Origin of the sequence: Pseudoclavibacter chungangensis, assembly GCF_013410545.1 — a bacterium.
GTDB lineage: Bacteria > Actinomycetota > Actinomycetes > Actinomycetales > Microbacteriaceae > Pseudoclavibacter > Pseudoclavibacter chungangensis.
In genome coordinates this window covers 2,860,979-2,884,263 of sequence record NZ_JACCFV010000001.1, presented here as the reverse complement: position 1 = coordinate 2,884,263, position 23,285 = coordinate 2,860,979, and the positions used below count along the sequence as shown (strand labels likewise).

The following is a 23,285-nucleotide window of genomic DNA, read 5'->3' as shown; positions in this document are numbered from 1 at the left end:
AGCCGAACGGGAGGGCGCTCGCGAATCAGCGTGGCGTGAGGGTAACGAGTGTCGCCTCGGGAGGGCAGGCGAAGCGGATCGGTGCGTAGATGGACGTCCCGAGACCCCGCGAGACGTGCAGGAACGCGCGTCGTGTCGCGGATCGCCACGAGCTCGCTCCTGACACCTGACGGCGTGGGATGTCGCAGTTCGTGACGAGGGCGCCGTACAGCGGCACACACACCTGACCGCCGTGCGTGTGCCCGGCGAAGATCGCGTCGGCACCGAGCTCCGTGAGCTCGGTGAGGACGCGCTGGTACGGCGCGTGTGCGAGCGCGACGACGGTCTCGCCAGGGGCACGGTGGAGGTTCTCGAACGCGGCGCGTGCCTCGGCCGGCCGATCGTATTTGATGTGCGGATCGTCGACCCCGACGAAGTGGATGGGACGTCCCGACACCTCGATCGTCGTGGCGTCGTTGTTCAACGAGTGCCAGCCCATCTCCTCCGTGAGCAGTGCCTCGAGCCCCGTGATGTCGAGTTTCGGTGCACGGACCTTCACCTTGCGGGTCCGAGCGAAGTACGTGAACGGGTTCTTCAGCACGGGGCCGTAGTAGTCGTTCGAGCCGTACACGAAGACGCCCGGTACGCCGCGGAACGGCTCGAGCATGTCCCGGAGCGCGGGGAGCACGTCGGAGTGGCCGAGGTTGTCGCCCGTGTCGACGATCAGGTCGGGCTCGAGTGTCGCGAGCTCGCGAACGAAGTCCTGCTTGATCGTCTGCCACGGCGCGAGGTGGAAATCGCTCAGATGCAGGATGCGGATGGGTACCGAACCCGACGGCAGGACGGGGGCCTCGACGCGTCGGAGCCGGAATCGGAGTCGCTCGACGAAGACCCCATAGAGGAGGGTCGCCAGCCCGGTCGCGGCGACCGCCGCGAGCCCGAGCCCACTCGCGCGCACCACACGGACGGCCCGCGAGCGTGTCGCGGGCCGTCCGGTGTGCACGTGCCGGTCAGCCGGTCGAGACATAGATGCGCACGTCGCTGCTCGAGGAGACCTGCGAGCCCGCGGGTGGATCCGACCTGATGATCTGCCCCGCAGGCACCGTGGAGCTCGCCTCGGGGTGCTCGAGGATCGTTCCGGAGGAGAATCCGGCGGCCGAGAGCGCACTCTGCGCCTCGGCGCTCGTCATGCCCGCGAGATCGGGCATCGCGATGTTGTTCGCCTCCGGGACACCCGACGACGGGTTGATGGTCACGGTCGTGCCGGTCTGCACCGAGGTGTTCGCCGACGGCAGCGTGCTCGCGACCGTCCCCGCCGGGTGTGCCGACGAGACCGGATTGCCGATCGCGACCGAGAACCCGAGGCCCTCGAGCGTGGCCTGCGCCTGCTCCGTCGTCTGCCCTGCGAGATCCGGGATCGTCGCCATGTCGGGCTTCGTCGCGCTCGCACCGGGCGGCGTGAACGCGTCACCGCCGTACATGCCCATGGCCGTCGTCATGATGTTGCGGAACAGCGTGTGTCGGATGGTGTTCATGCCGAGGCTCATGAGCGAGACGTTGCCCTCGACGTTGCCGACCCAGACCGCGAGGCCGACCTTCGTCGTGGCGCCGACCATCCAGGTCTGGATGTAGTCGTCGGTGGATCCCGTCTTGCCGGTCATGGGGATGCCCGTGCCCGTGTTCGACGCCGACGCCGTGCCGCCGCTCACGACGGCCTGCATGGCCGAGTTGACGCCCGCCGCGGTGTCGGAGGAGACGGCCTGCTGGCACGTCGACGGCGGCACGTCGACCGCGGTCTTCGCCTCGTCCGAGAGCGTGATGCTCTCGATCGCGATGGGTGAGCAGGAGATGCCGTTGTTCGCGAGACCCGCGACCGCGGTCGCCATGCTGAGCGGCGCGATCTGGTTCGTGCCGAGGATGGCGGCCGGGTTCGACTCGTTCATCTGCCCGTCCGCGCGGTGCGCACCGAGCGCCATCGCGGTGTCGCGGATCCGGCACTGATCGAGCTGCTGGGCCATTGCGACGTAGGCCGTGTTGACCGACTGGACCGTGGCCTGGAGGGCCGTGATGTTCCCGACCTTCTGGCCGCCGTCGTTGCCGGGCGACCACGTGCCACCGTCCGAGCCGTTGCAGGAGTCCTTGAAGTCGATCAGGTTGAACGCGCGGTTCGCGCCGTTGACCGCCGAGTTGAGCGAGTGGCCCGTCGCGAGCCATTCCGCGAGCGTGAAGATCTTGTAGGTCGATCCCACCTGGAACCCCGTGGAACCGCCGTAGTCGTAGTCGGTGTTGTAGTTCACCGACGTCTCACCGGGCGCGGTCTGATCGGTCTCGTTGAACGTGGTGTTCTGCACCATCGCCTTGATCTTGCCCGTTCCGGCCTCCACCATCGTGGCGCCGGAGCCGAGCTGGAGCGCGTCCGACGTGGCCGGGACGTTCGCGTTCATCGTGGCCTGCGCCGAGTCCTGCAGGTCGAGGTCGAGGGTCGTGTAGATCTGGTAGCCCTTGGTCTGCAGATTGAACGATCGCTCCTGCTGCGTCTCACCGAAGGCGGCGTTGTTGAGCACGACGTTGCGCACGTAGTCGCAGAAGTACTGGGCGTTCCCGCCCGCGTTCTGACAGCCGTGATTGGACGGCGTGATGTTCGGGGTGACGGGCGTGGCGACCGCCTCGTCGTGCTCCTCCTGCGTGATCTTGCCCTCGTCGAGCATGCGCATGAGGACGTAGTCACGACGGACCTGGTTGTTGGGGATGTTCTCCTCGATGTCGAGCCGGTACGCGTTCGGCTCCTGCACCATCGCGATGAGACTCGCCGCCTCGGGAAGCGTCACGTCCGCGGCCGACTTGCCGAAGTAGTACTGCGCGGCGGACTCGACGCCGTAGATCGTGCCACCGAAGAGGGCGATGTTCAGGTATCCCTGGAGGATCTCCTCCTTCGAGTACTCCTTGTCGACGCCGATCGCGAGCCGCATCTCCTGCAGCTTGCGTCCCGTGTTGACCTCGGTCGCCTGTTCGTAGGCGATCTCCCGCTCGGTCGGGTCGGGGATGTTCTCCGCGGTCTGCACGCGGACGTTGCGGACGTACTGCATCGTGATCGTCGACGCACCCGCGCCGCTGTCGCTCATGACCGACATGAGCATGGCGCGTGCGGCCGAGATGACGTCGACGCCACCGTGCTCGTAGAAGCGGGGGTCCTCCGTCGCGACGGCCGCGTTGACGAGGTTCGGCGAGATCTGGTCGTACGAGACCGACTCGCGGTTCTGCGCGTAGAACTCCGCGAACTTGACGGGCTGGCCACCCTGATTGGCGTACAGCTCCGTCTTCTGCTGGAGCGCGCCGATCTCGAGATAGCTGGGCAGGTCCTCGAAGAGCTTGATGGAGCTGTTGGCGGTGACGCCGAGCACCGCGATGAGCGGCGTGACCATCGCGGCGACGAGCACGCCGGCGATGCCGCTCATGCCGAGGACGCCGAGCAGGTTCGCCAGCACACTGCCGGTTGCTGGCGTGGTGTTCGGTGCAGACATGTCTTCTAGAGTAAGTCACTTCGAGGGCGGACCGAGCACCGTTCCTGAATGACCACGGCCGGGGCCGGACGCCGACGGCGAACTCACCCCGTCGAGACGAACAGCTCCACGGGGATCGATGGATCGACCGGTGTCCCGGGCACGGGATTCGAGCGGATGACGGTTCCCGCGGGCACCTGGGAATTGGCCTCCTGCATCTCGTATCGCGTCCCGCCGGTCAGACCGGAGGCAGCCAGATTCCCGAGCGCATCGTCGAAGCTCATGCCCGAGACATCCGGCATGATCACCGCCCCGTCGAGCGAGTCGCCGACCGAGGGGGAGATCACGACGGTCGTCTTCGTGTTGACGCGCGTGTTCGGTGACGGGATCGTGTGGTCGACCGTCCCCGTCCGCTGGGCCGACACGACGGGGGAGCCGATCGCGACGGAGTAGCCGAGGCTCTCGAGCAGGGTCCTCGCCTCGTCCGTCGTGCGCCCCGTGAGGTCGGGGATCGTCGCCGAAGTCGCGGCCTCCTCCTCCGTCGTGCTCTCGGGCACGGTCGGGAAGGCGTCGCCGCCGTACTTCTGCATGGCGACCGACATGATGTCCTTGAAGATCACGTGCCGCGTCTGCGAACCGGAGGCGAGCGGGAGATCGAGGTTGTACATCGAGGCCTGGCCCGAGGCGTTGCCGACCCAGACCGCGAGGCCCACCTTGCTCGTCGCGCCGACGATCCACGTGTGGATCGCGTCGTCCGTCGTCCCGGTCTTTCCGGTCATCGGCACGATGCCCGGGTTCGACGGTGCCGCGGTCCCGCCGGACGCGGTGGCTTCGAGCGCCTCGTTGACGGTCGCCGCGACCTCCGGCGTCACCGCCTGGATGCAGTTCGACGGCGGTGCGGTCACGGGGGTCCCGTCGCGCAGCTCGATGCGGTCGATCGCGATCGGCGAGCACGACGAGCCGCCGGCCGCGAGGCCCGAGATGGACTGTGCCATGGCGAGCGGCGCGATCTCGTTCGTCCCGAGGACGGCCGAGGGGAGCGACAGGTTCATCTGGTGGTCCGCGCGGTGTGCGCCGAGCGCGATCGCGGTGTCGCGGATGCGGCACTGGTCGAGCTGCTCGGCCATCGCGACGTACGCCGTGTTGATGGAGCCCGTCGTCGCGGTGAGGGCGGAGACGCTGCCGAACCGCGCGCCGCCGTCGTTCGTCGGCGCCCACGGGCCGCCGTTGTCGGGGCCGCACGTGTCCCGGAAGTTCGCCTGGTTGAACGAGCGGTTCTGGGCGGGGACGCTCTCGTACAGTGAGTGTCCCTCCGCGATCCACTCCGCGAGCGTGAAGATCTTGTACGTCGATCCGACCTGGAAGCCCGTCGAGCCGCCGTACTCGTAGTCGGTGTTGTAGTTGATCGAGGTCGCGCCGGGCGTCGCCGCCGCCGCCTCGGTCTCGTCGAAGGTCGTGTTCTGCACCATCGCGAGGATCTTCCCCGTGCCGTTCTCGACCATCGAGGCGGCCGCGCCGATGTCGACGCCCTCCATCGACGACGGCACGGCGCTCGCCATCGTCGCGCGCGCCGACGCCTGGAGGTCGAGGTCGAGGGTCGTGAAGATCTGGTACCCCTTCGTCTCGAAACTGAACTGCCGTTCCTCGAACGTGGAGCCGAACGCCTGATCGTTGAGCAGGACGCGACGCACGTAGTCGCAGAAGTACTGTGCGTCGTCGGTCGCGTTCTGGCAGCCGTGCGTGTTCGCCTGGATGTTCGGGGTGACGGGGGTCGCGACGGCCTCGTCGTGCTCCTCCTGCGTGATCTTGCCCTCGTCGAGCATGCGCATGAGGACGTAGTCGCGGCGTTCCTGGTTGCCGGGGATGTTGTCCTCGATGTCGAGCCGGTACGCGTTCGGCTCCTGCACCATCGCGATGAGGCTCGCGGCCTCGGCGAGCGTCACATCGGCCGCCGACTTACCGAAGTAGCGGTACGCGGCGGATTCGACCCCGTAGACCGTGTCGCCGAAGAGGGCGATGTTGAGGTAGCCCTGCAGGATCTCGTCCTTCGAGTACTGCTTCTCGACGCCGATCGCGAGTCGCATCTCCTGCAGCTTGCGTCCGGCCGAGGTCTCGACGGCGGCGCGGTACGCCTCGTCCCGTTCCGTCTCGTCGGGGAGTGAAAGGGCGTTCTGGATGAGGACGTTGCGGACGTACTGCATCGTGATCGTCGACGCGCCGGCGCTCGACGAGCCGAGGAGGACCCCGGCCACGGCGCGCGCGGTCGAGATGACGTCGACGCCACCGTGGTCGCGGAAGCGTGGGTCCTCCGTCGCGACGGCCGCGTCCTGCAGGTACGGCGAGATCTGGTCGAGCGCGACCTCTTCGCGGTTCTGGGCGTAGAACTCCGCGAACTTGACCTGCTCGCCGCCCTTCATGGCGTAGAGCTCGGTCTTCTGCTGCAGGGGCCCGATCTCGAGGTGGTCGGGGAGCGTCTCGAACAGGGCGACGGTGTTGCTCGTGTTGAGCCCGCCGATCGAGAGGAGCGGGGTGATGAGGACCCCGACGAGGAGTGCGGCGATCCCGCCGGACCCCACCCATCCGAGGATCCCGCTCACGCGGGAACCCCGGGCGATCGCGGTCGAATCTGCAGCCATAGACTCTACGGTAAGTCACCGCGGGCCTCGCCGTCGGACCGCCGTCCCGGATCGAGCCGCCCGCCCTATGCGGGTGCGAGCCCGAGTCGGAGGAGAACGTGCAAACCTGGGAGTACTACATCACCCCCTTGCCGCTTCACACGCCCGGGGTGATCCTCGGGAATCTCGGCACGCAGGGGTGGGAGCTCGTGCAGGTGACGGTGAACGCCGAGGGCGGTTCGGTCGCGTACCTCAAGCGTCCGATCGCCGCCGAGGGGGCCGACGCATGAGCGCGGTCGAGGAGCGCCTCGGGCAGCTCGGTCTCGGACTCCCGCCCGTCGCGGCACCCGTCGCGGCCTACATCCCCGCGGTCGAGCACGCGGGACTCGTCTACACCTCGGGGCAGCTCCCGTTCATCGAGGGTGCGCTCCCGGAGACCGGCAAGGTCGGCGCCGAGGTCTCGGACGACGCGGCGACCGAGTACGCCGCGATCGCGACCCTCAACGCGCTCGCCGCGGTGAAGTCCGTGGTCGGTGATCTCGACCGCGTCACGCGCGTCGTCAAGGTGACCGTCTTCGTGGCCTCCGCTCCCGATTTCACGGGGCAGCCGGCCGTCGCGAACGGCGCGAGCGAACTGCTCGGCGAGGCGTTCGGCGAGGCGGGCGTGCACGTGCGCAGCGCCGTCGGCGTCGCGGTGCTGCCGCTCGACTCGCCCGTCGAGCTGGAGATCGTCGTCGCCGTCGAGGACGGTCCACGAGGCTAGGCCGGATCCGTGGCGGGCGCGGGCCCGTTCCTGCTGGGCGCCGTCCTCTGCCTCGCCTGTGTCCTGCTGTTGATGCGGCTCGGGACGGTCGCGCGGCGTCGTAGGCACTGGCCTCGTGCCGTCGCGACCGTCCGGCGACTGCGAGAGCGATCCGACAGCGACGGTACGAGGACGACCGTGGTCTACCGCTTCGAGGACGCGGACGGGAACCGCCACTTGCGGACGAGCCTCGTGCTCGTCCGGGCGCCGAGGCCGGGGAGCACGATGCCCGTCGTGTACAACCCGGATGAGCCGAGCGAGCACGAGATCGTGTCGCGTGCGGCGAACATCGGGACCGTCCTCGCGGCGGTCGCGACGGGGGCCGGGGGCGTCGGGCTGTTCGTCGTCGGAATCACCGGCGGTCTCGGTTGATCCGATTCCCTGCAGATGCGTGTGGGCCGCCCCGACCGGTGCGGCCCACACGCATCTGCGGCCGGCGGGTCAGTCGTCGGCGGATCCCTGTGCCATGCCCGACGAGATGGCGGACATGACGGCCGAGTCGGTCAGTGTCGTCGTGTCGCCCACGGCCTTGCCGTCGGCCACGTCGCGCAGCAGGCGGCGCATGATCTTGCCCGAGCGGGTCTTCGGCAGCTCGTCGACGATGTGCACCTCGCGCGGACGAGCGAACGAGCCGATGTCCTTCGCGACGTGGCTGCGCAGGTCAGATACGGGGTCGGTCGCCGCGATCTTGTCCGCCTGGCTCTGCTTCAGCACGACGAACGCGACGACGGCCTGGCCGGTCGTCTCGTCGGTCGCGCCGACCACGGCGGCCTCCGCGACGAACGGGTGGTCGACGAGGGAGGACTCGATCTCCATCGTCGAGAGCCGGTGGCCCGAGACGTTCATGACGTCGTCGACACGGCCGAGCAGCCACAGGTCGCCGTCCTTGTCGACGCCGGCACCGTCACCCGCGAAGTACCGGCCGGGGAACTGCGACCAGTACGTCTCGACGTAGCGCTCGCGGTCGCCGTAGATGCCGCGGGCCATCGCGGGCCAGGGCTCGGTGATCGTCAGCAGGCCCATCTCGCCCGGATCGACGCGGTTGCCCTGCTCGTCGACGACCGAGACGACGATGCCCGGGACGGGCTTCTGCGCGGCACCCGGCTTGAGGGAGGTCTGCGACGGGATCGCGGAGATCATGACCGCGCCCGTCTCCGTCTGCCACCACGTGTCGACGACGGGCACGCGGTTGCCGCCGATGACCTCGCGGTACCACTCCCACGCCTCGGGGTTGATCGGCTCGCCCACCGAGCCGAGCAGCCGGATCGAGGTGAGGTCGTACGCCTCCGGGATCTTCCGGCCCGTCTTCATGTACGAGCGGATCGCGGTGGGAGCCGTGTAGAGGATCGTCACGCCGTACTTCTGGATGAGCTCGAACCAGCGGCCGAGGTCGGGGAAGTCGTGCGCGCCCTCGTACATGAGTTGCGTCGCGCCGTTCGCGAGCGGGCCGTAGACGAGATAGCTGTGGCCCGTCACCCAACCGACGTCGGCCGTGCACCAGTACACGTCGGTCTCGGGCTGGAGGTCGAACAGGGTCCGGTGGGTGAACGACGCCTGGGTGAGGTAGCCGCCCGTCGTGTGGAGGAGGCCCTTCGGCTTCCCCGTCGTGCCGGAGGTGTAGAGGATGAACAGCGGCTGCTCGGCGGGGAACGCCTTCGCGACGTGCTCGTCGCTCACCTGGGCGATCTCGTCGTGCCACCACAGGTCGCGGCCCTCGGTGATCGAGACGTCGTTCTTCGCGCGCTGCACGACGAGGACGTGTTCGACCGATGCGCCGCCCCCGTCGAGGGCCGCGTCGACCGTGTCCTTGAGCGGGAGCACCTTGCCGCGGCGGAACGACCCGTCGGTCGTCACGACGAGCTTCGCGTTCGCGTCCTCGACGCGCTGGCGGATGGAGTCGGCCGAGAAGCCGCCGAAGATGACGGAGTGCACGGCACCGATGCGGGCGGCGGCGAGGATCGCGACGATCGTCTCCGGGAGCATCGGCATGTAGATCGCGACGACGTCGCCGGCGGTGACGCCGAGGCTCTCGTAGAGGTTCGCCGCCCGCTTCACCTCGCCGAGCAGTTCGGCGTACGTGATCGTGCGCGTGTCGCCCGGCTCGCCCTCCCAGTGGATCGCGACGCGATCCCCGTTGCCCGCGAGCACGTGGCGGTCGAGGCAGTTGTACGACGCATTGAGTTCGCCGTCGTCGAACCACTTCGCGATCGGGGCGTCGGACCAGTCGAGCACCTGCGTGAAGGGCGTGTGCCAGTGCAGGTCTCGGGCCTGCTCGGCCCAGAACCCGAGCCGATCGGCCTTCGCGCGCTCGTCGAGATCCGTCGGGACGGGCGAGGCGGCCACGAACTCCGGTGACGGCGTGATCGTCTCGATGTCTTCCAGCAGATAGTCGATCTTGTCGCTCACTCGTGAACTTCCCTTCGCGTCGTTGCGTCTGGACTCCACGGCCGCGTCGACGAGGCCCGGGAGCGGCCACAGTCTATCCAGCGGGCTTCGGGGTCGATCCCCCCGGATGGCGGGGGTGGGGCCGTGTCGCGTCGGAATCAGCAGATCGTCGCGCGGGTGATCGCGGTGACCTTCGATCGGGCCGGGGGTGACGACACGCCCGAGTGTGCGATCGGACTATTGAAAACGCAACGAGTGTCGTATGCTGATGCGCAGACAGTTCGCTCTCTGCTGTGGCTGTCATTGCCCCGCGATTCCCCCCCCCCTATATCGCGTGAGGCGGAGGCGCTCGAACACCCCCTGTTCGAGCGCCTCCATTCATTTCTGCCGAACGTCTCGTTCGTCGACGACGGAGGCTTATAGGCCAAAAAGAGTGGATGGTGTTGGGCGTGTCATCCGCGTCCTGCCCATCCGGTGCGGTGCCGGAGGCCTTCGTCTGCGCTGAGTGCGGTGTCGTAGAGGGCTGGGCCGATGGGTTCGTCGGTGTTGGTGGGGGGGGTGCTGGTTCGGGGCGGTGCGCGTGATGGTGCGCGTCATCGATGGTGATCTCGTGGAGTAGCAGGAACCACTCTGTCCCGCGTCAAGTAGTTGGCAGGATTTCTTCGGTTTCAAAGGTGGGGATGGCGGGATCGGCCAGGCCCAGGTGCACCTCCAGTGGCCGGTTCCAGGAGATCGCCTCGTGAGGGCGCTCGGTGTTGTGCTCGATTCGGTAGTCCTCGGCGCGCTCGACGAGCGTCAAGGCGTCGGGGATCTCATCGAGGAACAGCCGCTCGTACGTCAGCGTCCCGAACCCGCGTTCGCGTGACCCGTTCTGGCCGGGTGTGCGCACCCGGGTGCGGACGTGCCGTAGCTCCGGATGACGCATGATGAACAGTTCGAAGTTCAGCGACCGGAACGGACCGCCGTTGTCTGTCACAATCGTCAGCACCGGCAGCACTTCACCGGTCTCCTCATCGATGTGACATTCGTCGACGAGCGGGTGACCGAACATCGCCTCGTAGTCGGCGAGAGCGAGCTCGATCGCGGCGATCGCGTCGTGCTGGTTCGCGGTCGGCGACACGTGGAACGGGTGCTCCAGCTTCGAGAACCAGTCCCGACACCCCGCGATCCGCCAGATCCCGCCCTGGGTGGTCTCGAACTCGCTGAAGTCCAGCTGCCAGACCTGGTTCGGGCCGGTCGGGTTCTTCGCGAACGCCGCCTTGCGATCCTTCGCCAGCTGCCGGCGCTGCTTCTGATACTCCGACGGCAGGATCAGCCCGCCGTCGCGCAGCAGCCGCAGCACGGTCGCCTGCGACACCTTGTGCCCGTCGTGGCGGGTCAGCGCCCAGATCTTCCGGTGTCCCCCCGCCGGCTTCGCCAGCGCGTGCTTGGTCACCAGATCCCGGGCGGCGTCCCGCGCGGGCTGCGGCCACGGCCCCTTCGGTGGCTGCTCCTGCTTCGCCTTGGCCTGCCAGCGCCGCCAGGTGCGTTCGGGCATGTCGATCAGCTTCACGAACCTCGAAGTCGACATGCCCGCCTCGACGCGGATCACCTCGAGGTCCTCGAAGGGCCCAACCGGCCCTCCGCAGACTTCTTCCACACCCGGATCTCGACCGCCGCCTCGCCGAGTGCCTGTGTCAACTCCTCGACCTCCGCCTCGAGCTGCTGCTCCCGCGACGACGGACCGGACTTGCCCGCGGCCAGACCAGTCTTCCCGGCCTCGAGGAAGTCCGCCTTCCATCGGCCGATCGACTGCTCGCTGACCTTCTCACGCCTCGCTGCCTCGGCGATCGTCATCTCGCCGGCGAGGACGCTGAGCACGATCCTCGTCTTCTTCTCCACCGGAATCACTGGTGGTCTACCCATGGTCAAACACTCCGTTCAGGACGCAATCAATGGTCCTGCCACAAAGTCTGACGCGCGACATCCACGACCAAGCCTCACCGACCATGACCATCGTGCCCCTCGCCAGCAACGGCGCGGCAAGATCAAACACCCATCCACTCTTTTTGGCCTATAAGCCACGACGGATCGCGCGGTGGGAGCACCCGGTTCGATGCGACTCGTGCGCTCGGTCCCGGATACGGGGTCCGCCCGGTCGGTGGCGCTCATGCCGGGTCGGCGTAGGCCGTGTGCACGCCACAGTGTCGGCAGCGGAAGAGGTGCGCGAGCAGTTCGCCCTCGGGCTCGATCGTGGCGATCGTCCCCTCGTCGATGCCCTCCGCTCGGAGCGCGGCGCGTGCGTCCGGGAGGTGCACGAGTTGCTCGTGGGTCGCCGTGCCGAGATAGACGGCCGCGTCGCCGCAGTGGGTGAGCCACCGTTCCACCTGCCATCCGAGGAAGCCGGGGGTCGCGTGCCGCACCTCGCGTTCCACCTCGGCCGGAACCGGTGCATCGAAGAACTCGGGGCAGGTCCCCGCATCGTGCCCGGCGGCGATGCACCACGGGCACACCGCGTCCGGGCCCAGCGGATCGATCCAGCCGCGGCGTCGCCCGCAGACGCTGCAGGCCCGCACGGACCGTCGGATCGCTCCCGTCAGGTCGGGCCGCTCGTGGTAGCGGAACCGGGGGAGCGGCGCCCCCGAGTCGAACGGCCCGGGGTCGGGCGCGAGATCGACGAACCGCGCACCGAGATCCTCGAGGGGGCGGGAGCCGTTCCGCCGGTGCAGCGCCTGACCGAGCACGCCGGGCGTGACCGGGTCGGGGCGCACCACGAGCAGGTCGAGGGGTGAGACGCCGAGTCCGATCACGACCCCGTCGCTCGGGAAGGCCGTTGCCGCGGGGCCGCTCCCCGGTGGCGTGACCGCGAGGGACGCACGCGCGAGCGCGGTGCGCCGCGTCACGTCGTCGGTGGTCGCGCGGTCCCGGGCCGGCGTGGAGGTGTCGTGCACCGGCAGGATCCGCCAGCGGGTTCCCGTGGGGCCCGCCTCGTCGTCGATCGTGAAGCCGTTCTCGCGGCCCAGCCGAGCGCGCAGGGCCTCGGGGAGGCGGATCCCGATCGCGATCTCGCAGCGGCGCAGCTCCGCCTCGTAAGCGCCACCGACGTCGCCGTCGGCGGGCGTGGCGCCCGCGGTGCGGGTGGGCTCGACGTCGCCTGCGGACCCGGACGAGGTCGACGGCGCGGACGACGGACCGTCGTGGACTGCCATGGAGCGAGCTTAGGCAGGCGCACGGTCGTCGAACAGGGGGCCCGGCCCTCGGCTCGCACCGCGCCGGTTCCCGATCGGGCGCCTCGTCCCGCTCGGCAGGACGGGCAACGGCCGGGCCGTGCCGCGAGTGGCCCGGGGAATCCGGACCGTCCACAGGCGGCGGGAGGTGGTCGGCGTTCCCGCCGAGCCGGTTCGTAGCGTCACCGCATGATCCCGAATCGAGCCGACGCAGACATCGTCCCCTACGTTCCACGGCGACCGGGGGAGCGCGTCGTCCACCTCGCATTGCCCGAGCGTGAACCGGGGACGCGCGTGCGCGGCGAGCGACCGGTGCGTCCGCTCACTCGTGCACTCGCGTCCGCGTTCGGCCCGCTCGCGCCCTACGTCGCCGACGGTGACGTGACCGATCTGTTCGTCAACGGGCCCGACGCGCTGCTCGTCGATCGCGGGGCCGGGCCCGTCCGTGCGCGCCACTGGCGGGTCGCCGACGAGGCCGCATTGCGTGCGCTCGCCGTGTCGATCGTCGCGGCGGGCGGGCGGCACGTCGACGAGAGCTCGCCGTGCGTGGACGTGCGACTCGGCGCAGGATTTCGGGTGCACGTCGTCCTGCCGCCGGTCTCGACGTCGGGCACGCTCGTGTCGGTTCGGCTCCCGCGCGCCGAGTCGCTCGACCTGCGGGCGCTCGCGGCGCGCGGCATGTTCCCGCCCGGCATCGAGGCACGCCTGCGCGACGCGGTGGACCGCCGCGAGAACGTGCTCGTCACGGGCGCGGCCGGCGCCGGGAAGACCGCGCTGCTCGGCGCGCTCATGGAGGCGGCCGCGCCGAGCGAACGCATCGTCACGATCGAGGACGTCGCCGAGTTGCGGCCACGACACCCCCACGTCGTCGCACTCGAGGCGCGACAGGCGAACATCGAGGGTGCCGGTGCCGTGGCGCTCGAGCGACTCGTCCGCGAGGCCCTCCGGATGCGTCCGGACCGACTCGTGCTCGGCGAGTGCCGCGGGGCCGAGGTCCGCGAACTGCTCTCGGCACTCAACACGGGCCACGACGGCGGCGCGGGGACCCTGCACGCGAACTCGCTCGCCGACGTCCCCGCCAGGCTCGAGGCACTCGGGGCGCTCGCGGGTCTCGAGCCGCCCGCGCTCGCTCGACAGGCGGCGGCCGCGATCGACCTGGTCGTCCACGTCGAGCGCGTGGCGACGCGGCGTCGCGTTGCGGCGATCGGACGGTTCTCGGTCGGCGGCGACGGCCGACTCGTCGTCCGCGAGGTGGACGCGGTGCCCGGGAAGACGCTCGTCGGCGACGGACAGGGCACGAAGGGACGGGACACGAAGGAACGGGGCACGAAGAAGGGGAACGGCGTACCTGGGGCGGACGGCCTGCGGAGCCCCGCCGCCCCGCAGGAGGCGGGGCAGGTCGAGTCGGGACCGGCGTCGACGCCAGGAACGGGCACGTGCCACGGAGCGCAGCGGGAGTCGCCCGCGGGCGCACGCGACGAGCGCGGCCGACGAGCGGCCGGCGGATGACGAACTCGACATCGCAGGCCGAACGCGTGGCCGTGACCGTCGACCGGCTCGCGACCCTCCTCACCGCCGGCTCGCCGCCCGCCCTCGCGTGGGCGGTCGTCGCGAGCTACGCCGCGCGTGATTCGCGAGAGCGTCCTCGCCCCCGGCTCCTCGCCCGACTCCGCGGAACGCCCGCGGGCGACGACGTGCAGGAGGTCGGTGGCTCGCGCGGGGGCCGGTGGCGTGTGCCGGAGGCGAACCGGTCACGTCGACCGACCGGACCGAGCCGGGTCGAGACGGCCGTCGCCCGTGCGCTGCGCGACGGGCGCGGGGTCGCCGAGGTCCTTCGGGACGAGCAGTGCGAGACCTGGCGGACGCTCGGCTGCGCGTGGGAGCTCGCCGAACGCGGCGGTGGGCCGCTCGCCGCGAGCCTGACCGCACTCGCGTCCGGCTTCCGCGACGACGCGGCGGCCCGCCGCGACATCGAGACCGCGCTCGCGGCACCGCGCGCCACGGCGGGCCTCGTCATGGCGCTCCCGCTCGTCGGGCTGCTGCTGTGCGCCGCGATCGGTCCCGACGGCCTGCTGTTGCTCGTCACGACACCCCTCGGAGGGGCACTGCTCGGCGCTGCCGTCGCCCTGCTCCTCCTCGCCCGCGTGTGGAATCGGGCCCTCATCGCCCGGGCGACACCCGGTGCGGAACGGCCCGGCCTCGCGCTCGACCTCGTCGCGCTCGTCCTGCGCGGCGGCGGTGCGCCCGAGGACGCCCGTTCGCGCGTCGCGCGGGCCCTTGAGCGGTTCCGTCTCGTGTCGGACCTCGAGGCCTGTGACGACGTGCTCGGGCTCGCGGCCGCGGCCGGGGTGCCGGCCGCGCGGCTCCTCCGGGGTGAGGCGGCATTGGCCCGTCGCCGCGCGCGCGCCGAAGCGGAACGACGTGCGGCGACGCTGTCGGTGCTGCTCGTGCTCCCGCTCGGCGTGTGTGTGCTGCCCGCGTTCGTCGCCGTCGGCGTCGTGCCGCTCATCGCCTCGATCATCGGCGGGACGGTGTTCGTTCCGTGATGCCACCGGTCACTCGCCCGTGACGGCGCCACCCCGCCCCGATCGCTGCCCGATCCCGGCCCCGTTCACGGCCCCTGAACCCGCCCCGTGAATCCGATCCCTGAACCCGCGGCACCGAGCGGTGCCGGTCCGTGCCGGACCACGAGGATGCGACGCCCGTCGCGACCGAGACCGAGGAGGAACACCCATGAATCAGCCGCTCATCGAGACGAGTGGATCGGCGCCCGCACGAGTCGAGGACGCTGCCGCGTCGAGTGCGGCGCGTGCGGAACCACACCGTCGGGACGACATCACCGTCCCGGCGACCGGGCACCCGATGCGCCGGCGTGCCCGGCCTCATCACCCACCGGCATCCGACGAGCCCCGAGCGCGCCCGGATGCATTCGGGACGGGGCTGCGGAACAGATCCCGGTTCGTCGGCCGAATCGCTCGCCACGCGCGCTCCGCGCTCCGTCCGCTCCACGACGAGGGCGGCGCGGCCACGGCGGAGTACGCCATCGCGACGATGGCGGCGGTCGCGTTCGCGGGGCTCCTCGTCGCGATCATGCGCAGCGACGAGGTGCGGGAACTGCTCACGGACCTCGTCCGCCGTGCGCTCACGATCGACGTCTGAGGTGTCCTCCGAGCGCCGAGGGGACGGTCGCGCCCGGCGTGGGCTCGGGCGTGTGCGCCGCGTCGCGAGCCGCGTGCGGTGGCGGTGGCGGTGGTGCGGGCCGACGATCGGGGAGCGCGGGTCGGTGACCGCGGAGGTCGCGATCGCGATGCCCGCCGTCGCGCTCGTGCTCGCACTGTGTCTCGGGGGTGTGCACGCCGTCGGGCAACAGGTTCGACTGCAGGACGCCGCCTCCGTCGCGGCTCGCGCACTCGGCCGAGGCGAGGCGGAGTCGTCCGCCCGCGCGCTCGTTGCCGCGACCGTGCCCGGTGCGACGCTCGAAACCGATCGATCCGTGGAGCTCGTGTGCGCGACGGCATCGGCGAACGTGCGTCTCGTCGGTGCGCCGACGCCGATCGAGATCGGGGCGAGGGCGTGCGCGCCCACGGCGGGTCGATGAGGGGTGTCGGATGCGCGCGACCGGTGGGCTGCCGCGCCGAGGGGGCGGGCGGACGCGATCCCGTGGCGCGACGAGACCCCGCGACCCGGCTCGGAGTCGCCGCTCGTGCCCGGCGCGTCGTGCACGACGAGCGCGGGGCCGGAGCCGTGCTCGTCGTCGGCGTATGCGGGGCGCTCGTGGTGCTCACGCTCGTGCTCGTCCCGCTCCTGGGCGGGTTCGCCGCGCAGGCCCGCGCCCGCTCCGCGGCGGACGCCGGTGCGCTCGCGGCGGCCGACGCGTTGAGCGGACGCGTCTCGGGCGACCCGTGCGAGCGTGCCGCGGAGGTGATCGTGACGGCGGGCGCCACGATGCGCTCGTGCACCCTCGACGGCGCGACGGCGAGGGTCGAGACCTCCGTCGACCTCGGTTGGGCCGTCGTCGTGGCCCACGCGCGAGCCGGCCCCGCGCTCGGCACCCGTCGGCGCGCCGAGCCCGCTCGCCGTCGACACCGTTCGTCGACCACCTCCCGCTCCGGCGCGTCGCCCGCGGGTGCCCCGATCATGGGGCCGCGCGAGTCCGGCGGCACTGTGCGATCACCACCTTGCACGAGGGGCGCGCATCCTTATAATGGCGCGGACGGTCAGCCGCCGACCCAGGCGGCGCGCTCCACCGGCCGTGCGACACCGTCGCGCGGACCACTCAACTCTCCAGCTCGCGAGGAAACGCATCCGTGTCAGGCACCAACAAACTGGTCATCGTCGAGTCGCCCACCAAGGTCAAGAGCATCTCGCAGTACCTCGGTGACGACTACACCGTCATGGCCTCGGTCGGGCACATTCGCGACCTCATCGAGCCCAAGAACCTCCCGGCGGACCTGAAGAAGGGCTCGCTCGGCAAGTTCTCGGTCGACGTCGAGGGCGGCTTCATCCCCTACTACGTCGTCGCCGACGCGAAGAAGAAGACGGTCACGGAACTCAAGCGCGCGCTCAAGAACGCGGACGAACTCATCCTCGCTACGGATGAGGACCGCGAGGGCGAGGCCATCGCGTGGCACCTCCTCGAAGAGCTCAAGCCCAAGGTGCCCGTGAAGCGCATGGTCTTCCACGAGATCACGGAGGAGGCGATCCAGGCCGCGAAGGACGCGACCCGCGACATCGACTCCAATCTCGTCGACGCGCAGGAGACCCGCCGCATCCTCGACCGCCTCTACGGCTACGAGGTCTCGCCCGTCCTGTGGCGCAAGGTCGGCCCCAAGCTCAGCGCCGGACGCGTCCAGTCGGCCGCGACGCGACTCGTCGTGGATCGCGAGCGCGAACGCATGGCGTTCGTCACCGCGACCTACTGGGGCATCGACCTCACGAGCGCACCGGCCGACGCCGAGGGCGACGAGGGCGCGTTCACCTCGCGCCTCACGCGCGTCGACGGCCGCCGCATCGCGACCGGCCGCGACTTCGACGACCGCGGGCAGCTCAAGAACGACGTCGCCGTGCTCGGCGAGCACGCCGCGACCTCCATCGCGGAGCACCTGCGCTCCGGCGAGGTGCCGATCGAGGTGTCGGGCGTCGAGTCGAAGCCGTACACGCGCCGCCCCGCCGCCCCGTTCACGACGTCGACGCTGCAGCAGGAGGCCGCTCGCAAGCTCCGCTTCACGGCACGCCAGACGATGTCGGTCGCGCAGTCGCTCTACGAGAACGGCTACATCACCTATATGCGTACCGACTCGACCGCGCTGTCGCAGCAGGCGCTGACGGCGGCGCGCTCGCAGGCCGCCAAGCTGTACGGCGCCGAGACGGTGCCGGACAAGCCGCGCACCTACGGCGCCAAGTCGAAGAATGCGCAGGAGGCGCACGAGGCCGTCCGTCCCGCGGGCTCGACGTTCCAGCTCCCGAGCGAGCTCCGCTCGAAGCTCAGCCCGAACGACTTCAAGCTCTACGACCTCATCTGGAAGCGCACGATCGCGTCGCAGATGGCCGACGCGAAGGGGCAGACCGCGACCGTCACGATCGCCGCCGGCCCCGTCGACGCGGTCGACGCGGCGGGCGAGATCACCCCGGTGACGACCGAGTTCCAGGCCTCGGGTACCGTCATCACGTTCCGCGGGTTCCTCTCGGCGTACGAGGAGGGCACCGACGAGACGCGCGGCGGCGACCGCGACGACGCGCAGGCGAAACTCCCGCCGCTCGCCGCGGGCCAGCGGCTCGCGCCGCGTGGCACCGAGGCGAAGAGCCACGAGACGAGCCCCCCGCCGCGCTACACCGAGGCGAGCCTCGTGAAGACGCTCGACGAGCTCGGCATCGGCCGCCCGTCGACCTACGCCTCGATCATCGCGACGATCATGGACCGCGGCTACGTCGCCACCCGCGGCTCGGCGCTCGTCCCCAGCTGGACGGCCTTCAGCGTCGTGCGACTGCTCGAGGCGCACTTCGGGGATCTCGTCGAGTACGACTTCACCGCCCAGATGGAGGGCGACCTCGACCGCATCGCCTCGGGCGAGGAGGACCGCGAGCACTGGCTGCGCGGCTTCTACTTCGGCACCGACGACCACGTCGGCCTGCGCGGCGTCATCGACAACCTCGGCGACATCGACGCGCGGGCGATCAACTCGACCCGCGTCGCCGACGACGCCGTGCTGCGGATCGGCCGCTACGGCCCGTACCTCGAGCTCGAGGCGGCCGAGGGGGAGACGCCGCGCCGCGTCAACGTCCCCGAGGACCTCGCACCCGACGAACTCACCGGCGAGAAGGTGCGCGAGCTCATCGAGGCACCCGTCCAGACCGATCGCGAGCTCGGGGTCGACCCCGAGACGGGCAAGCGCATCCTGCTCAAGGACGGGCGATTCGGCCCGTACGTGACCGAGGCCGACCCGGAGCCCGAGGCCCCCGCCGACGGAGCCGCGGCCGACGGAGCGGCGGCCGAGGAGAAGAAGCCCGCGCGCGCCAAGAAGACGGCGGCGCCGAAGCCGCGCACCGCCTCGCTGTTCAAGTCGATGATCCCCGAGCAGGTCACGTTCGAACAGGCGCTGCAATTGCTCTCGCTGCCTCGCGTCGTCGGTCAGGACCCCGAGTCCGGTGACGACATCACGGCCCAGAACGGACGCTACGGCCCCTACCTCCGCAAGGGCACGGACTCCCGCACGCTCCCGAGCGAGGACGCGATCTTCTCGATCGACCTCCCCGCTGCACTCGAGATCTTCGCCCAGCCCAAGTACGCGAACCGCCAGTCCAAGACGAACATCAAGGAGTTCGACGCCGACCCGGTCTCGGGCAAGGCCGTCCGGATCAAGGACGGCCGGTTCGGGCCGTACGTGACCGACGGCGAGACGAACGTGACGGTACCGCGCGGCGAGAACCCGGAGGACATCGACTTCGCGCGGGCGGTCCAGATGCTCGCCGACAAGCGCGCCAAGGGGCCGACGACGCGGAAGACCGCGGCCAAGAAGGCCCCCGCGAAGAAGGCCCCCGCGAAGAAAGCTACCGCGAAGAAGGCCCCGGCAAAGAAGACCACGGCGAGCAAGGCGACGTCGGGCACGACCGCCGCTCGCTCATCCACCCGGGCCGCATCGGCGTCGAGCACGACGGCCAGGAGCACGACGGCGAAGAGCACCACCGCCAAGTCGACCACGAGCCGGTCACGGGCGGCGGCGAAGCCGGCATCGGACGCTCCCGACGCGACGCCGACCGACGGATGACGGGTCTCTTCGTCACGCTCGAGGGCGGTGACGGTGCGGGCAAGTCGACGCAGGCGGAACTGCTCGAGCAGTGGCTGCACGAGCGGGGACGTTCGACGCTGCGCACGCGCGAACCCGGCGGCACCCCGCTCGGGGCGAGTATCCGTGAGCTCGTCCTCCACGGCCGCGGCCACATCGATGCCCGCGCCGAGGCGCTGCTCTACGCCGCCGACCGCGCGCAGCACATCGCGACGGTCGTGAGGCCCGCGCTGCACGCCGGGACGGTCGTGCTGCAGGACCGCTACGTCGACTCCTCGATCGCCTACCAGGGGGCCGGGCGCGAGCTCGGCGGCGACGAGATCCGCGAGCTGTCACGCTGGGCGACACGCGATCTCGTCCCCGACCTCACGGTGCTGCTCGATCTCGACGTCGCCGAGGGGCGCCGCCGACTCGACGCCGCCCGTGGCCGATTCGACCGCCTCGAGGCGGAGGCCGCGGCCTTCCACGAGCGTGTTCGGCGGACGTACCTCGAGCTCGCGGCGTCCGAGCCCGACCGGTTCCTCGTCGTCGACGCGACGCTCGAGCGGGACGCGATCGCCGAGCTGATCCGTGCCCGCGTCGACGTCGCGCTCGCGTCGCGTGCCGATGCCGAACGCGATGACGCGGCCGCCCTCGCCCCGCCGGAGGGCGAGCGGTGAGCGTCTGGGACGAGCTCGGCGGGCAGCCGCACGCCATCGAGATCTTCCGACGTGCCGCCGAGGCGTCCCGGATTCCTGCGGGGGACGAGGGGGCGAGCGCCATGACGAACTCGTGGCTCATCACCGGGCCCCCGGGATCGGGCCGCAGTACGACCGCCTACGCGTTCGCCGCCGCGCTGTTGTGCGAGCGGGGTGGCTGCGGGACGTGTGCGTCCTGCGTCCAGGTCCGTGCCCGCTCACACCCCGATCTGACGGCGGTCGTCACCGAGACCGTGCAGCTCGACATCGGGACGGCTCGCGAGCTCGTCGAGCGGGCGAGCCTGTCGCCCATGATCTCGCGCTATCGCGTGATCGTCGTCGAGGACGCGGACCGCATGGTCGCGCGCACCTCGAACACGCTCCTCAAGGCGATCGAGGAGCCGCCCGCGTCGACCGTCTGGCTGCTGTGCGCGCCGAGCGAGGCCGATCTGCTGCCCACGATCCGGTCTCGTGTGCGCACCGTCCAGCTGCGCGTTCCGTCGACCGACGACGTCGCCGACCTCCTCGTCCGCCGCGACGGTGTGGCACCCGAACCGGCACGGCGAGCGGCCCGCGAGGCGCAGGGGCACGTCGGTATGGCACGTCGGCTCGCGACGAGTCCCGAGGCGTGGGCGCGCCGCGACGCATCGCTCGATCACCTCCTCGGCCTGCGCACGACCGGCGAGGCCGTCCGGAAGGCGGCGCAACTCGTGGCGATCGCCGAGGAGGACGGGCAGGCGCAGGCGGCGGACCGCGACGAGGTCGAGCGTGCCGAGGCGTTCCGGTCGCTCGGGCTCGAACCGGGCCAGGCGGTTCCGCGGCAGATGCGCGGCATCATCCGCGATCTCGAGGAACACCAGAAGCGACGGGCCAAGCGGGGGCAGATCGACGGCATCGACCGGATCCTCACCGACATCCAATCGCTCCTGCGTGATCTCCTGCTCGTGCAACTCGAGGCGGGAGTGGCCCTCGTCAACGAGCGCCGGCGGGACGAGATCGAATCGGCCGCGCAGCGGAGTCCGCGTGAGGCGACGCTCGCTAGCCTGGACGGTGTCGCGACCGCGCGTGTGCGGCTCGCGGCGAACGTCCCACCGGTGCTCGCACTCGAGGCGTTCCTCATCCAGTTGACCACGAGGCACCAGGAGTCGACATGACCAGCACCACGCCGCGCGCGACGAGGCACCGGCGTGGGATCGCACTCACGCTCGCGGCCCTCGCCCCGATGCTCCTGAGTGGCTGCACGCTCATCACCGAGCTCCAGGCCGTCGGTCAGGGGACGAACGAGAGCTCGCAGGAGGTCATCGGCCCCGACGTTCCCGCGGCCTCGCGCCCGTACTACGAGCAGGAGCTCGACTGGTCGTCGTGCGGTGGCGGACTGGAGTGCGCGACCGCGACCGCGCCGATGGACTGGAGCGACCCCGCGAAGGGCGACATCGAACTCGCACTCGTCAAGATGCCCGCCACCGGGACCAGGCTGGGCTCGCTGTTCACGAACCCCGGCGGCCCGGGGGCGTCGGGTGTCGACTTCGTCGAGAGCGGCGGATCGACCTTCTTCGACAAGCCACTGCGTCAGCACTTCGACATCATCGGGTGGGACCCGCGCGGCGTCGGCCGCTCGAGCGACGTCGAGTGCCTCGACGACGCCGACATGGACGAGTGGCTCTACGGAGCGCCGGATGCGCAGGCCGACACGGGCGCGAGCGACGAGGAGGTCATCGCCGCGGCGACGGCCGAGGCACAGTGGTTCGCCGATCAGTGTGCCGCGAACACGGGCGATCTGCTCGGTTACGTGGACACGATGAGCACGGTGAACGATCTCGACATGCTGCGTGCGAACGTCGGTGACGCGAAGCTCAACTACTTCGGGTTCTCGTACGGCACCGACATCGGTGCGCACTACATCGACACGTATCCCGCGAACGTCGGGCGGGTCGCCCTCGACGGCGCGACCGACCCGACGCTTCCGATGTTCGACGTCATCCTGCAACAGCAGGCCGGCTTCGCGGATGCGGTGCGCGCATACCTCGCGGACTGCCTGACCGGCCCGGCGTGTCCGTTCACGGGCAGTGTCGACGACGCGCTCGGCCAACTCAACGACCAGCTCGTGAAGGCGGACGAGACCCGGCCGACGAACGTCGACGGCCGCGTGCTCACGAGCGGTGTCTACGGCACGGCGATCTCGAGCGCCATGTACGCCGATTGGTTGTGGCCACAACTGACGGAGGCGATCTCGATGTACACGACGCGGATGGATCCCTCGGGACTCTTCGCGTTCGCGGACAGCTACAACGATCGCGGTGCCGACGGGCACTACACGAGCAATTCGATGGAGGCGTTCACGGCGATCAACTGCCTCGACTATCCCGTCGAGACCGACCCCGCGAAGATCGTCGAGTTCAACGAGAAGCTCGCCGAGGTGACCGTTCTCGGGACGCCCGGGCCGAAGACGCTCGGCGACGTGCAGTGCGAGGTATGGCCGTACCGGTCGGCGAGCACGCTCGAGCCGGTCGTCGGTGCCGGTGCGGCGCCCGTGCTCGTGATCGGTACGACGGGTGATCCCGCCACGCCGATCCAATGGGCCGAAGCCGTGACCGAGCAACTCGAATCCGCCGTGCTCATCCGATTCGAGGGCGAGGGGCACACCGCGTACCGGCAGGGCGATGTGTGCGTGAACGATGCCGTCGACGACTACTTCGTCGACGGCACGGTGCCCGAGGGCGGCCTCGACTGCTGAGTCGGTGCTCGCGTGTGATCGTGGCGCGGCGCGCCGGGGCCACCGGATTTCGCTCCGGCCGCGCAGTGCGCTATATTCGAGTGTCGTTGCGCCTCGTGTGCAGC

The 23,285-nt window shown here is 70.4% G+C and carries 18 protein-coding genes and 1 pseudogene; 12 read left to right on the top strand and 7 right to left on the bottom strand.

Annotated elements, in window-relative coordinates; genetic code table 11:
- Nucleotides 1-25: 25 nt before the first annotated feature.
- The 3 genes from HNR16_RS12720 to HNR16_RS12710 all read right to left on the bottom strand — a co-directional run bounded on the left by HNR16_RS12720 (nt 26) and on the right by HNR16_RS12710 (nt 6,115).
- Nucleotides 26-940, bottom strand: a complete 915-nt coding sequence (locus HNR16_RS12720) for a metallophosphoesterase (RefSeq protein WP_338109167.1) — start codon at nt 938-940, stop codon at nt 26-28.
- 49 nt (nt 941-989) lie between these two features.
- Nucleotides 990-3,500 (bottom strand): transglycosylase domain-containing protein, encoded by a 2,511-nt coding sequence (locus tag HNR16_RS12715; protein ID WP_158040774.1) that lies wholly within the window; start codon nt 3,498-3,500, stop codon nt 990-992.
- 83 nt (nt 3,501-3,583) lie between these two features.
- A complete protein-coding gene (locus tag HNR16_RS12710; RefSeq protein WP_158040775.1) occupies nt 3,584-6,115 on the bottom strand; it encodes a transglycosylase domain-containing protein in 2,532 nt (843 codons plus the stop codon).
- A gap of 98 nt (nt 6,116-6,213) precedes the next feature.
- Between HNR16_RS12710 and HNR16_RS12705 the strand changes: the two genes are divergently transcribed.
- From HNR16_RS12705 to HNR16_RS12695, 3 genes are read left to right on the top strand one after another with little or no spacing between them, the layout of a single operon-like run.
- Nucleotides 6,214-6,384 carry a hypothetical protein gene (locus HNR16_RS12705; protein ID WP_179558245.1) on the top strand — a complete coding sequence of 57 codons (171 nt, stop codon included), beginning with the start codon at nt 6,214-6,216 and terminating at the stop codon, nt 6,382-6,384.
- Nucleotides 6,381-6,857 (top strand): RidA family protein, encoded by a 477-nt coding sequence (locus HNR16_RS12700; protein ID WP_158040776.1) that lies wholly within the window; start codon nt 6,381-6,383, stop codon nt 6,855-6,857. The genes HNR16_RS12705 and HNR16_RS12700 overlap by 4 nt, the downstream gene beginning before the upstream one ends.
- A gap of 9 nt (nt 6,858-6,866) precedes the next feature.
- On the top strand, nt 6,867-7,268 hold the full coding sequence (locus tag HNR16_RS12695) for a DUF3592 domain-containing protein (protein ID WP_158040777.1): 402 nt from the start codon (nt 6,867-6,869) through the stop codon (nt 7,266-7,268).
- A 69-nt stretch (nt 7,269-7,337) separates the two neighbouring features.
- On the opposite strand, the gene acs is transcribed toward HNR16_RS12695, so the two are convergent.
- From acs to HNR16_RS12675, 4 genes are all read right to left on the bottom strand, one after another.
- Nucleotides 7,338-9,302: an acetate--CoA ligase gene (acs, locus tag HNR16_RS12690; RefSeq protein WP_158040778.1), complete on the bottom strand. Its 1,965-nt coding sequence runs from the start codon at nt 9,300-9,302 to the stop codon at nt 7,338-7,340.
- A 619-nt stretch (nt 9,303-9,921) separates the two neighbouring features.
- Complete coding sequence (locus tag HNR16_RS12685) at nt 9,922-10,872, bottom strand: integrase core domain-containing protein (protein WP_179558244.1); 951 nt, start codon at nt 10,870-10,872, stop codon at nt 9,922-9,924.
- Nucleotides 10,869-11,186, bottom strand: coding sequence for a transposase (locus HNR16_RS12680; protein ID WP_179558243.1), 318 nt, complete (start codon nt 11,184-11,186; stop codon nt 10,869-10,871). Before HNR16_RS12680 ends, HNR16_RS12685 begins: the two co-directional genes overlap by 4 nt.
- Before the next feature lie 242 nt (nt 11,187-11,428).
- A complete protein-coding gene (locus tag HNR16_RS12675; RefSeq protein WP_158039893.1) occupies nt 11,429-12,469 on the bottom strand; it encodes a CbrC family protein in 1,041 nt (346 codons plus the stop codon).
- A 207-nt stretch (nt 12,470-12,676) separates the two neighbouring features.
- On the opposite strand from HNR16_RS12675, the gene HNR16_RS12670 reads away from it, so the two are divergent.
- From HNR16_RS12670 to HNR16_RS12630, 9 genes and pseudogenes are all read left to right on the top strand, one after another.
- A complete protein-coding gene (locus HNR16_RS12670) occupies nt 12,677-13,996 on the top strand; it encodes a TadA family conjugal transfer-associated ATPase (protein ID WP_158039894.1) in 1,320 nt (439 codons plus the stop codon).
- Complete coding sequence (locus HNR16_RS12665; RefSeq protein ID WP_158039895.1) at nt 13,993-15,033, top strand: type II secretion system F family protein; 1,041 nt, start codon at nt 13,993-13,995, stop codon at nt 15,031-15,033. Before HNR16_RS12670 ends, HNR16_RS12665 begins: the two co-directional genes overlap by 4 nt.
- 424 nt (nt 15,034-15,457) lie before the next feature.
- Nucleotides 15,458-15,646 (top strand): DUF4244 domain-containing protein, encoded by a 189-nt coding sequence (locus tag HNR16_RS18880; protein ID WP_225737809.1) that lies wholly within the window; start codon nt 15,458-15,460, stop codon nt 15,644-15,646.
- A 124-nt stretch (nt 15,647-15,770) separates the two neighbouring features.
- Nucleotides 15,771-16,085, top strand: a complete 315-nt coding sequence (locus HNR16_RS12655; RefSeq protein ID WP_225737796.1) for a TadE family type IV pilus minor pilin — start codon at nt 15,771-15,773, stop codon at nt 16,083-16,085.
- Nucleotides 16,082-16,516, top strand: a pseudogene (locus HNR16_RS19050) (Rv3654c family TadE-like protein); the annotation flags it as partial. The gene HNR16_RS12655 and the pseudogene HNR16_RS19050, both read left to right, overlap by 4 nt.
- 278 nt (nt 16,517-16,794) lie before the next feature.
- A complete protein-coding gene (gene topA, locus HNR16_RS12645; protein WP_158039896.1) occupies nt 16,795-19,752 on the top strand; it encodes a type I DNA topoisomerase in 2,958 nt (985 codons plus the stop codon).
- Nucleotides 19,749-20,429, top strand: a complete 681-nt coding sequence (gene tmk, locus HNR16_RS12640) for a dTMP kinase (RefSeq protein ID WP_158039897.1) — start codon at nt 19,749-19,751, stop codon at nt 20,427-20,429. Before topA ends, tmk begins: the two co-directional genes overlap by 4 nt.
- Nucleotides 20,426-21,601: a DNA polymerase III subunit delta' gene (locus HNR16_RS12635; RefSeq protein WP_158039898.1), complete on the top strand. Its 1,176-nt coding sequence runs from the start codon at nt 20,426-20,428 to the stop codon at nt 21,599-21,601. Before tmk ends, HNR16_RS12635 begins: the two co-directional genes overlap by 4 nt.
- Nucleotides 21,598-23,181 (top strand): alpha/beta hydrolase, encoded by a 1,584-nt coding sequence (locus tag HNR16_RS12630; protein ID WP_158039899.1) that lies wholly within the window; start codon nt 21,598-21,600, stop codon nt 23,179-23,181. Before HNR16_RS12635 ends, HNR16_RS12630 begins: the two co-directional genes overlap by 4 nt.
- The last annotated feature ends 104 nt before the right edge of the window (nt 23,182-23,285 follow it).